Origin of the sequence: Corynebacterium sp. BF-R-2 (assembly GCF_024586525.1) — a bacterium.
Classification (GTDB): Bacteria; Actinomycetota; Actinomycetes; order Mycobacteriales; family Mycobacteriaceae; genus Corynebacterium; species Corynebacterium singulare.
Window position 1 is genome coordinate 75362 of sequence record NZ_JAMFTP010000007.1, and the last position, 11989, is coordinate 87350.

8 protein-coding genes are annotated in these 11989 nt (G+C 58.9%); 6 read left to right on the top strand and 2 right to left on the bottom strand.

All coding sequences use genetic code 11. From position 1 onward, the window contains the following. Nucleotides 1-49: 49 nt before the first annotated feature. Nucleotides 50-1315 carry an aspartate kinase gene (locus M5J09_RS06230; protein WP_257157310.1) on the top strand — a complete coding sequence of 422 codons (1266 nt, stop codon included), beginning with the start codon at nt 50-52 and terminating at the stop codon, nt 1313-1315. Nucleotides 1316-1346: 31 nt separating this feature from the next. After that, nucleotides 1347-2384, top strand: a complete 1038-nt coding sequence (locus tag M5J09_RS06235) for an aspartate-semialdehyde dehydrogenase (protein WP_070538408.1) — start codon at nt 1347-1349, stop codon at nt 2382-2384. Nucleotides 2385-2565: 181 nt separating this feature from the next. Here the strand turns inward: M5J09_RS06235 and M5J09_RS06240 are convergent, their stop codons facing one another. Next, nucleotides 2566-3888, bottom strand: coding sequence for a hypothetical protein (locus M5J09_RS06240; protein WP_257157311.1), 1323 nt, complete (start codon nt 3886-3888; stop codon nt 2566-2568). Between the two features lie 261 nt (nt 3889-4149). Further along, complete coding sequence (locus M5J09_RS06245) at nt 4150-4698, bottom strand: RNA polymerase sigma factor (RefSeq protein ID WP_070538405.1); 549 nt, start codon at nt 4696-4698, stop codon at nt 4150-4152. Between the two features lie 166 nt (nt 4699-4864). Here M5J09_RS06245 and M5J09_RS06250 point away from each other — a divergent pair, with 166 nt between their 5' ends. The 4 genes from M5J09_RS06250 to M5J09_RS06265 form a co-directional block, all read left to right on the top strand. Further along, nucleotides 4865-6421: a catalase gene (locus M5J09_RS06250; protein ID WP_257157312.1), complete on the top strand. Its 1557-nt coding sequence runs from the start codon at nt 4865-4867 to the stop codon at nt 6419-6421. Nucleotides 6422-6534: 113 nt separating this feature from the next. Beyond that, a complete protein-coding gene (locus tag M5J09_RS06255; RefSeq protein ID WP_257157313.1) occupies nt 6535-7986 on the top strand; it encodes a hypothetical protein in 1452 nt (483 codons plus the stop codon). A gap of 261 nt (nt 7987-8247) precedes the next feature. Then, the gene (locus tag M5J09_RS06260; RefSeq protein WP_257157314.1) at nt 8248-9759 is read left to right on the top strand and encodes a DUF5129 domain-containing protein; all 1512 of its coding nucleotides are present in this window, start codon (nt 8248-8250) and stop codon (nt 9757-9759) included. Nucleotides 9760-10615: 856 nt separating this feature from the next. Continuing rightward, nucleotides 10616-11989 (top strand): VaFE repeat-containing surface-anchored protein (locus M5J09_RS06265; RefSeq protein WP_257157315.1); only part of this gene is annotated, 1374 nt, incomplete at its 3' end.

Here is an 11989-nt window from a genome sequence, read left to right on the forward strand (position 1 = left end):
GGCGGTGAACAGGTATTGGCCCTCGCGAAAACGAAAGGTGGGACCATCAGTGGCCCTAGTCGTACAGAAATACGGGGGATCCTCCCTCGAAAGCGCAGAGCGCATCCGCGCCGTCGCGGAGCGCATTGTAGCGACGAAGAAGCAGGGTCACGACGTCGTCGTCGTGTGCTCCGCCATGGGAGACACCACCGATGAGCTCCTTGACCTTGCCGCTGAAGTAAACCCGGTCCCACCGCAGCGTGAGATGGATATGCTGCTCACCGCCGGTGAGCGTATTTCGAACGCCCTCGTGGCGATGGCGGTGGAATCTCTGGGTGCCCAGGCGTGTTCTTTCACTGGCTCCCAGGCCGGCGTGCTCACCACTGAGCGCCACGGTAATGCCCGGATTATCGATGTCACCCCAGGCCGCCTCACCGAGGCTCTGGACGCTGGCAAGATTTGCATCGTTGCCGGCTTCCAGGGAGTGAATAAGGAGTCCCGTGACGTCACCACCCTCGGCCGCGGTGGCTCAGACACCACTGCAGTCGCTCTTGCGGCAGCGCTCAAGGCAGATGTATGCGAAATCTACTCGGACGTGGACGGCGTCTACACCGCTGACCCGCGCATCGTGCCGAATGCCCAGAAGCTGGAAAAGCTTTCCTTTGAGGAAATGCTGGAACTGGCAGCAGTGGGCTCCAAGATTTTGGTTCTGCGCAGCGTCGAGTACGCCCGCGCGTTCAACGTTCCTATGCGAGTTCGCTCGTCTTATTCAAACGACCCCGGCACGCTCATCGCCGGTTCAATGGAGGATATCCCCGTGGAAGAAGCAGTACTTACCGGCATCGCTACCGACCGTTCTGAGGCCAAGGTCACCGTCCTCGGCATCCCGGACCGCCCAGGGGAGGCCGCCAAGGTCTTCCGTGCCATTGCGGATGCAGAGATCAACATCGACATGGTCCTGCAGAACGTCTCTTCCCTAGAGTCCGGCACCACTGACATCACCTTCACCTGCCCGCGCGCTGACGGCCCGCGCGCCATGGAGCTTCTTGCCAAGCTCAAGGAAGACGGCCATTGGACCAATGTGCTGTACGACGACCAAGTGGGCAAGGTCTCCCTCGTCGGTGCCGGCATGAAGTCCCACCCAGGTGTGACCGCTGACTTCACCGAGGCGTTGCGTGATGCCGATGTCAACATGGAGCTCATCTCTACCTCCGAGATTCGCATTTCTGTGCTTACCCGCGAGGCAGACCTGGAGAAGGCTGCCGTCGCACTGCATGAGAAGTTCCAACTGGGTGGCGATGAGATTGCCACCGTCTACGCTGGTACCGGACGCTAGAGAACGCACTAAGGATCAAGGAGTTAACGTCATGACCACTGTTGCAGTTGTAGGTGCTACCGGGCAGGTCGGCCGCGTGATGCGGTCCATCCTGGAAGAGCGCAATTTCCCGGCTGACACGGTCCGTTTCTTCGCCTCCGCGCGTTCGGCAGGCCAAGAACTGACTTTCCGTGAGGACAAGGTTGTTGTGGAGGATCTGGCGGAGCAGACCGTAGAGAGCCTCGCCGGAATTGATATCGCGTTGTTCTCTGCGGGTGGTTCTACCTCCAAGCAGTACGCTCCACTCTTTGCGGAGGCGGGTGCCACCGTGGTGGATAATTCCTCCGCCTGGCGCAAGGACCCAGAGGTTCCGCTCATTGTCTCTGAGGTGAACCCGCAAGAGGCGAAGAACGTTGCCAAGGGAATTATTGCGAACCCGAACTGCACCACGATGGCAATTATGCCGGTCACCAAGGCGCTTCACGACGCCGCCGGTCTCACCACCATGCGCGTGGCCTCCTACCAGGCAGTGTCTGGCTCCGGCCTCGCTGGTGTGGAGACACTGGCCAAGCAGGTCGCATCCCTGGGCCACCAGAACGTGGAGTTGGCGCATGACGGCTCCGTGCTCGACGTCTCTGAGGACGAGCTCGGCCCTTACGTGGCCCCCATTGCCTATAACGCGTTGCCGATGGCCGGTAACCTCGTTGACGATGGCTCGGAGGAGACCGATGAGGAGCAGAAGCTGCGCAACGAGTCCCGCAAGATTCTGAGCATCCCTGAGCTGAAGGTTTCCGGTACCTGCGTACGCATTCCGGTCTTCACCGGCCACACCATGGTCGTCCACGCGGAATTTGAGAAGCCGATTACTCCGGAGCAGGCCCGCGAGGTTCTTTCCAATGCCTCCGGTGTCAAGGTCGTCGACGTTCCAACCCCGTTGGCTGCCACCGGCATTGACCTCTCCCTCGTGGGGCGTATCCGCCAGGATCAGACGGTCGCGGACAACAAGGGACTCGTCTTCGTCGTCTCCGGTGATAACCTCCGCAAAGGCGCAGCCCTCAACACTATTCAGATTGCGGAGCTGCTGGTCTAAGACGCCGCACCCATAGGGTGCGCCCGAAAAGGACCGAGAGGTCCGAGAGGCCCGGGATGCCTTATTGACAGCCAAAAACAACGAAGGTCCGCCCCAGATTTTATCTGGCGGCGGACTTTCTTCGTTTCGAGGGCCGATAAGAGCGCCGAGCTCTCTCCAGCCGTAGTCCTGTGAGCCCCTGCTAGTTCTTGGGAACCTCAGGCTGAGTGTGCTCCACATAGGTCACGGACGGATCCGGGTCCTCGCGGTCGTACTCGATCTCGTCATCCGCCTCGAGTTCCTCGTGGATTTCCTCGGCAACAGTCTCCACGAACTCCTCGGTCTTCATGTTGGAGGCTGCAGCAAGCTTGCGCAGCTCGCGCTCGTTCTTCTTGGTGAAGTGCTCACGCGGGTCCAAGCGGCGCTTCACCAGCTTGCGGGCGCGCACACGACGGCGGGACTCAGAGGTAATCTTGTCGCGCTGCGTGATCCAGCTGATGACCATCACCGCGATCATGAGCAGGCCGATCCAACCCAGAATTGGGTAGACGCTGGAGACCAGCTTCTTAAAGCCCACGAAGGACAGAATGAAGCCGACGACACAGGCGCCCGCGTAGACGGGGTAGAACAGCTTCGGCTTCTTACGGGTCAGGCGCTTGCCCATGGCGTAGAACATGCCGATGGCGGTGTTGAAGACCATGCCGTAGATGATGAAGGTCATGAAGTAACCCAGCGCCGGGTTCACGTTGTTAATCAGCGTGAGAACCGGAAGATCCTGGCCGTTGACCTCAGGGGCCACCATGTACAGGGACACCACGAGCAGAGCCAGCAGCACAAGATAGATGATGCCGCCGAAGAAACCGCCGATACCCACGGCGCGGTTATCCAGGATGTTGCCGCCAATCACGATGGACATGGACACCGCGCACATGACGTTGAGGCCGGTGTAGTTGAGGGCTGCCAGCCACCAGCTGCCAATTGGGCTTTCCACCTGTGCCACGGCGAACTCGTTGGCGGAGGACCAATCTACATCGGTGACCACAATGGTGTACCCGGTGGCAAAGACGACGAAGATAATGATGAACGGCGTAATCGCGCCGATGACGGAGGTCACCTTGTCCACGTCGAGGAGGCCGACGAGGAGGACCAAGGCGAGCATGATCGCGCCACCGACCCAAATGGGGACGCCGTCGAACTGCTGGCTAATAGTAGAGCCACCACCGGCGAACATGACGAAGCCGATGGCGAATAGCGTGGCAAGCGTTCCATAGTCCAGGACGCGAGAGATGATCGGGCCACTGATCTTGTCGTAGACGGCAGTGTGCTCATCAGCCTGGAAGTACGATCCCAACTGCAGGATCGAAACACCGGTAATCAGCATGAGGGCTGCGGCAAGTACCACACCCCACAGGCCCCAATTGCCGAATGCCACAAAGTACTGCATCGCTTCTTGTCCAGATGCAAAGCCGGCGCCAACGACGACGCCGATAAAGGCCATAGAAATGGCCACTGCGCGTTTCCACATAAGGTTAAGAGGTCTCTCAATCTCACACGAGCCGGGGGTCGTCACTTTTTGAGGCGTGATGCGGGCGGTCGGAGGCCGCGCGGCCCGGGTCGACTATCGATTTATCACGTGTGCCTCGAAAAACATTAGGCATGGCGGACAGGTATTTTCCAGCTGAAACGGTCTCAACGCGGTGTGATGCGTGTGACAGTAGGGTAATGTTCTCAGTGTCTGTGCAGGTGTGTACGTCGAGGCTTGCACTTTATAACGGCTCGGTAACGATTATCCGCGGTGGTCGATGAGGTCTTTTCGTGCGCGGGCGACTCGTGAGCGGATGGTGCCCACGCGCACTCCGGCAATCTTGGCGGCCTCCTCATAGGTGTAGCCCAGTACCTGGGTGAGGATGAGGGCCTCGCGGCGATCGTCGGGGAGGGCGTCGATAAGCGAACGTGCGTCGATCCATTCGCTCCACGTGCCGGCGTTCTCGGGAGCTGGGGCTAAAGCTGCCGCATCCTCATATTCGGTGGCAGATTTCCGGGGGCGTGCCATGTCGTGGCGGATGTTGTCCACCCATACGCGGCGGGCAAGGGAGAGTAGCCACGTGCGCGCAGAGGAACGCGCGGCAAAGCGGGGGAGGGCGCCGATGACGCGCAGGTAGGTTTCCTGGGTCAGGTCATCAGCAATGTCGGGTCCGCCGAGGTGAGCAAGCAAGCGCCAGACGTCATCCTGGGTGGACTTAATGAACTCCGTTAATGCTGCGCGGTCGCCGCGTCCCGCCTTCAGTGCAAGGTCGGTAACGCGCGTATCATCGCGCTCGGAGTGGGGTTTCACCTCCCACAATCTACCAGCAGCGGTGGGTCACCTTAGCTATCGCTGTGAGGTGGCGTCAGGTTTGGTGAACCTGTTGCGGGGGTCATATTTCGGCGGTAGGCTATGAAACGTCCGAGATTGATAATAATCCTCAAATTATCAACCGAATTAGGAGGAATTTTCCCCAATGACTAACGCTTCGAACGAATCTGCAGCAGACAAGGTACTGGACAAGGGCCAGCGTGCCCCGGGTGGCCCGAACACCACCCGCCCGTCCGGCCAGCCGGTGGCCACCGAAAATACCAGCATCACCAATGGTGAGAACGGTCCGGTTGTTCTCAATGACATTCACCTCATTGAGAAGCTGGCCCACTTCAACCGTGAGCGCGTTCCGGAGCGCACCCCGCACGCGAAGGGCCACGGCGCTTTCGGTGAGCTGCACGTCACCGAGGATGTGTCCGCTTACACCAAGGCCAAGCTCTTCCAGAAGGGCACCGTTACCCCGATGATGGGCCGCTTCTCCACCGTTGCTGGTGAGCAAGGTTCCCCGGATACCTGGCGTGACGTTCACGGCTTCGCGCTGCGCTTCTACACCGAAGAGGGCAACTACGACATCGTGGGCAACAACACCCCGGTGTTCTTTATCCGTGATGGCATCAAGTTCCCGGACTTCATCCACTCCCAGAAGCGCCTGGGTACTAACGGCCTGCGCGATGCTGACATGCAGTGGGACTTCTGGACCCGTAACCCGGAGACCACCCACCAGGTGACCTACCTCATGGGTGACCGCGGTACCCCGAAGACCACCCGCCACCAGAACGGTTACGGTTCCCACACCTTCCAGTGGGTCAACGAGCAGGGCGAGGCATTCTGGGTGAAGTACCACTTCAAGTCCCGCCAGGGCGTGGAGAACTTCACCGACGCTGAGGCAGGCGAGATGGCCGGCCAGAACGCTGACTACCACCGTGAGGACCTCTACAACGCCATCGAGGAAGGCAACTTCCCGGTCTGGGACGTCAAGGTTCAGATCATGCCGGTCGCTGAGGCCGAGGGTTACCGCTTCAACCCGTTCGACCTGACCAAGGTCTGGTCCAAGAAGGACTACCCACTGGTGGATGTCGGATACTTCGTGCTCAACCGCAACCCGCGCAACTTCTTCGCACAGATTGAGCAGGTTGCACTGGATCCGGCCAACATCGTTCCGGGCATTGGCCTGTCCCCGGACAAGATGCTGCAGGCTCGTGCCTTTGCTTACTCTGACCAGCAGCGCTACCGCATCGGACCGAACTACAAGCAGCTTCCGGTCAACCAGCCCGTGAACCAGGTCAACACCTACGAGCACGAGGGGCCGATGCAGTACCTGTTCAACGCCCCGGAGGATCCGGTGTACTCCCCGAACCGCCACGCCAAGGGCGGCGGCTACCTCGACGGTGACGAGAACCTGCGCTTCAAGGAGCAGGAGACCACCACCGCTCCGGATCTCTACGTCAACCCGGACCCGGCCGGCATCGACCTGGTCCGTGCGCCGTACATTCACCACGCTGAGGACAACGACACCGTTCAGGCCACCGACCTGTACGAGAACGTCTACGATGATGCCGCCAAGGAGCGTCTGGCGGACAACATCACCAACGCCATGGCTGGTGTATCCCCGGAGACTGAGGAGCGCGTCTACGCCTACTGGGACGCTGTCTCCCCGCAGCTGGGCAAGCGCGTGCGTGAGCTCTTCGCTGAGAAGAAGTAAACAGTTGAGCGGAACGTGACCGCTCAACATCGAGGCCCCGTCGGATACTCTCCGGCGGGGCCTTTCCGCGCGCCTGACGCCTTTTTCCCAGCGTGGGCGATAGTTTTTATACCATGACCTCACGCCTCGCTACTCCTTCTGAAGCTGCGCAGCCAGGGCGCACTCGCTCGCTGCTGATCGCCGCCCTTTTCCTTCTGCCGCTCATCGTCGGTGCAGTGGTTGCCACTGCGTCCCAGTGGCAACCAGCTCAAGCGTGGTCAGAGGAACAAGCCGGTGCACCCAGTGACGGCACGATTGATCCCACTGAGCTTTATGACGTCGCCCGCGCCCTCACCGAAGCCAATGCTCAGGCCGGCTTCCTGGCCAACGGAACACAGCAGCTGACTGACGGTACCGGGGAGCTCAAGGGCGGCGCAGACGAACTGGGCGGCGGCGTGGACCAGCTCGCGGGCGGCTCACAAGAGCTGTATGACGGGCTTGTCCAGCTGCAGTCCGGCACCGCTCAGCTGGGCAATGGTGCCACCGAGCTTGCCGACGGCGTCGGCAGCGCCGTCGATCAAATCGTCGGCCTCGGCGTGGTGCGTGGCCAAATCCTCGAAGCTATCGACGGCACCGTCAAGGACCTTGAGGGCAACAACTCCCGTGAGGCGAAGGAAATTCGCTCACAGCTCGGTGATCTGCGCGCCCAGGTGGAAAATTTCCAGTTTGACCAATCCATCCAGGACCAGCTCATCCAGCTCAAGGACGGATCGCGTGAGCTTTCAAACCAACTGGCGGTCAATGGCTACGCCTATCATGACGGCGTCTACCAAGCTGCGGAGGGTGCCAAGCAGCTTAACGCCGGTATTGGTGAGCTTAACGCCAAGGTGGACGAGGCCCTCAAGGGCGTCGATGAGCTTGTAGCCGGTGCCGAGAAGGTTGATGGCATGGCCCAGCAGAACAAGACCAAGGTTCAGGGTGCCCAGCGCGCCCTGCCCACCGTGGCTGGCCCAGCACAGCAGCACTCTGAGCCCGCGCAGCTGCTAAGTCCCATCGTGGCGATGCTGCTGGCCGCGCTCGCTGTCCTCGGCGGTGGCGTGTTGGGTGCTTTGCTGACTCGCGTTGAGCGTCGCCTCCTGACTCTCATTGGCGGCGCGGTAGTGATTGGTGTGGTTGTTGGCCTTCTCATGGTTCTCCTGGCCACCGGTGTGACCGCTACTGCCGTGGGCTGGGCGGTGCTCGCGGCGGTGGGGGCCGGGGTGGCGTCGGCAAGCGCGATGTTCGCCCTGGTTCGTGGCCTTGGTGTCCCGGGGTGGGGCCTGGGTATCCTGCTCGGCGTGCTCCAGGTGGGCGTCGTAGGATGGGCGTGGAAGGCGGCGTCCACGGGCACGGATCTGAATGCGGCACTGAGCGCCCTTGTTCATCTTTTCCCCATGCAGTGGGCAACGTCTGCCATTACGGTGGCAGGAAATGGGGGGAATTCCCCACAGCTCTTTGCCGGGATGGCAATTTTGGGGGTAATCATCGCCGTCTCGATCGGCGTTGTGGGGGCACCCTCTTCGCGGCGCCCAGAAACAAAAGCCTAGCTCAGGGCCTCGTGGTGTGAGAGCGGGGTGAGCAACGACTAAAGATACTACGATTTTCCGACTTTAGGTATCGCAACGAGGGGAAATAGTGCTAGAGTTAAAGTCGCTCACAAAGCCTACTTAGGGGGTAGGCAAACGGTTTCTCCAATCCGTTGTGAGTGATAGGGAATAGGGGCGACGCGGCTGCTGTAGGGGCACCGCGTCGTTTCCCGTTTTGGGGGTAAAATCGGCCCCATCCCGCACAAGGAATGGAGGACTTTTGTGACGTCGGACCGTGATATTCAACCCTTTGCTGCTAGCCGTGGCCCCAAGGTGACGTCCGTCGGGGCTATCGTCGGGATGGCGTTAGCTAGTGGTCTGCTTCTCGGTGGGCTTGGCGCCGGGGCAACCCTTGCAGCCGTCGGCACTCCTGAGCGCTCCGACTACGTCATTCAGCCGGCTCAGCAGGCCGTGAAGACGGACATCATGGATCCACATGACGTGCTCACTCCGGAGGAAGAAGAGCGCATGCTTCGCGATGCCTCCCGGATCGCCGCCCCCGACGTGGTTCAAGGCCTGCACTACGTGGTTTTCGCCAGGAATCATGAAAACGTCAACGACACTGTGGAAGAGTACCTGCGGGACCAGCATCCAGAGCTCATTGGCAAGGACAAGTTCGCCGACGGCCAGGTGTTCATCGGAGTGGGCCTTGACCCGCGTCAGTCCTTCGTCTTCGCGGGCGAGGACGTGGCCAAAGCGCTTGATTTGCGTAAGGATGACCGCCATTTGAGCCGCTCCATCGACGCCATCAAACCGGGAGCGCGGGATGGCAATATCCCCGCTGGGTTGTTCGCCGGCGCGTCCACCGCAATTGATGCTGAGCGTGCTGCCGATGCTCGGTTTGAAAGCGCCAAGAAGAGTCGTGTCGGCGGGGCCGTGGGACTCGGTGTAGGCGGACTTGCCCTAGGAACCGTTGCTGCCGGCACGGTTGGCGGAGTGCGCCGCAGCAAACAAAAGAAGGCACTGAAGGCGCGTGAGGATTGGGATTATGTGTCCCAGACGTACACCGATGTTGCACAGCGCTTGCAGTCCATTGATATCCGTGCGCATTCGCTGCAGTCGGGTTTGGTAGACGAGCGCATGCGTGAGGACTGGGAGGGGCTGCGCGATGACTTCCTAGCTATTGATCGCTCCGTCGGCTCCTTTATGTCTATCCCTGCCGATGCGCCGGATGAACAGTTTCGTTCGCGCGCGGAGAAAATCGCGCAGGCACGACTCATGTGCGAGCGCGTAGAAACGGCCGAGTCCAATCTGGAGAAGCTATATCGCGTTGAGAACGCTGACGTGGATGCCCGCCGCTATGAGCTCTATGAGTTGGGCAAGGATCTGGCGCAGGCGGGATATGTAGCGTCTGACATTGATTCTGGGGCTGCGCGTCACGCAAAGGAGCTGGAAGATGCCGCCGTGGCATTGTCCAACCAACCGGACCATCCGCAGTTTATGGAGCGCTACTTGGAGATTCTGGATCGCTCCGCGCTGTTGTCGGAGCACCTTCAGAGCCAGCTTCAGAAGCGCAATGAGGCCGACGAGCGCCCTGAGCGCACCCATATTTATGACAAGGATTTCTTCGCTGGTTCCGGCTACAACGGTTACGTGCCGTTCTATGTTGTGAGCAGTTGGAACAGCGATGCCGTCGCCGCCCGCGATTCCGGCTCCGGCAGCAGCGGCGGCGGCGGAGTCAACAGCAGCTTTAGCTCGGGATTCTCAGGGTCGGGCGGTTCCTCCAGCTTCTAAGGAGGCAGAGGGCTCCGCCCGCAAGGTTGAGACAGAATTCGGAAGCCCGAACCCCCGCTCAAAAGATGGAAAATCAAAGCTCAAGCACGAAATCGCAACATGGGTTCTGCCTCAAAAAGAAGCGCTAATTTTGGCGGCCACGCTGTTAGCACTGACGCGGATGATGGCGAGCGAAAAACGATGGCGGTTTTCACCAAAAGCAAGCGTGTGTGTTGACCACGACGATAGCTGTGGCAGAAATCATGGTAGGAAGCCCTGATGGCCGCACGACACTCACGGCAACGGCGCACCCTCCGGTACAAGGGGGTCAGACTGGGGCGTTTCGGCGCACAACAAGACTAGGCTTAGCGACGTCTCTGGAGTTGAGCTTATAAACCAGGTGCGTGGTGAGGCCGAAAACGCAGTGCCGTCCTAGAGCTCAGCGCGTTGGGATTAAGGCCCTTCTACATGGCGCTACTAGGCTTTATCAAGATATACAGAGCTTTATCAGGCGGCCTGCACCGCTCAGAAATTCAAGAGACGCCAACTCTCTCCCGCGCCTATCTGCACATTCTGGCGGAAACTTCACATCACAATCTGCTCCCAGAGAGTTCACAGATCTCTGGCAGCGGCTGGCGTGCATCTGACAGCTGCCGTTCACAATGACAACACTGCAACCTGTTCCTACGCATACGCTGGCAAACGTATTAAGTGCAGATAGTTAAATGGTGGTAGTGTTCAGTATGCACTATAGGGCTAATCAATAGCTTAGCGTTGAAGTCGAGATTGGCTGCGGTGTGCTCAGCTACGAAATCGTGCCTTGAACAGCGAGATCGCAACTGAGCTGGAATATATCTTTCAAATGTGAAGAGGCATAATGAATATTTCAAGAAGCTTGCCCCGAAGGGGGTGGACGCTCTTAACCGCAATTCTTGCGACCATTGCGGTGATAGCAGCTTTGCTGACCGTACCGTGGGGGAACGCCGGCGCTGCGGAGCCTACCGATTTTAAGCCAGATGACAGGTTTGGTCTGAAGGAGGCAAAGGATAACTCGCAGGGAACCGATGAGACATGGGACGGTCTTGTCTGGGCGGGAACCCCCTCACCAAAAACAACAGCCAAGAATGCTAATGCTGACAATAATGTGGGTTGGGCTTGGTGTATCGAGCCTGCGTACGGTGTCCCTTATGAGACAGATTGGGTCTATAAACAGGGGAATGCCAAGAAACTAAACTTTGACGACCCCCAGTATCGCGACGCCGCGATTATTCTCGCTCAAAAGATGCAAAGTGCAATAGCGAACGAGGACTACAAAGCAGCTAGTACTTACCGTACTTACTTGATACCATTTGTCGCCCGAGATAAAACCTCAAGGGCGAGGGCGGCCACAACGATTACCGGGGAAGATCCGAAATACACTAACAAGCGCAACGAAAAGAACTTTCCGCAATACGATGGAAAGGAGGAAGAGTTCGAAAAACTTACCGGCTATACATTCGTCCCATACGAATTATATGGTAAGCGACTCGTACTTAAGAAAATACCAGGGGCGAAGATCCCGCAGCAGCCTTCGGATTTGTTTATTACCGTTGTTCGGGCTTCAAACCCGGGAGGAAGCTTTGATGACAGGGATTCTCAAACTGTCATGCCGGTGGATCAGCCGGGTCTGCCCGATGAAAATGGCGGCAGTGGCTCCAACCCGTCGACGTTGACGCCGTCGATTGGTACGAAGGCTGAGTTTGCTGAGGATTCTTCGCAGCCGCGTGTTGTCAATGGTGCGACCGTTGAGGATACGGTGACCTATAAGGGTCTTGTTGCTGGTAAGAAGTACCACTTGGATGCGAAGTTGGTTGATCCGGAGGATCCGGAGAATCCGGATTCTGTTTACGGTACTGGTGAGGCTGACTTTGTAGCTGCTGAAGGTGGCGAGGGTTCTGCGGTTGTCACGATTAAGGTTGATAATGCGGAGAAGCCGGTTGCTTCTGCTGTTGCCTTTGAGCGGTTGACTTCTGTTGAGGTCAATGCTGATGGTGATGAGACTCCGGGTGTGTCTTCGGATAAGCCGAATGACATTGCTCAGCATGAGAATCCGAAGGATGAGGCGCAGACTGTTACCTCTAAGGAGACTTTGACGCCGTCGATTGGTACGAAGGCTGAGTTTGCTGAGGATTCTTCGCAGCCGCGTGTTGTCAATGGTGCGACCGTTGAGGATACGGTGACCTATAAGGGTCTTGTTGCTGGTAAGAAGTAC

Coding starts and splice junctions, on each gene's coding strand:
- M5J09_RS06240 (WP_257157311.1), bottom strand. CDS start 3,888: ATGTGGAAACGCGCAGTGGCCATTTCTATGGCCTTTATCGGCGTCGTC.
- M5J09_RS06235 (WP_070538408.1), top strand. CDS start 1,347: ATGACCACTGTTGCAGTTGTAGGTGCTACCGGGCAGGTCGGCCGCGTG.
- M5J09_RS06255 (WP_257157313.1), top strand. CDS start 6,535: ATGACCTCACGCCTCGCTACTCCTTCTGAAGCTGCGCAGCCAGGGCGC.
- M5J09_RS06250 (WP_257157312.1), top strand. CDS start 4,865: ATGACTAACGCTTCGAACGAATCTGCAGCAGACAAGGTACTGGACAAG.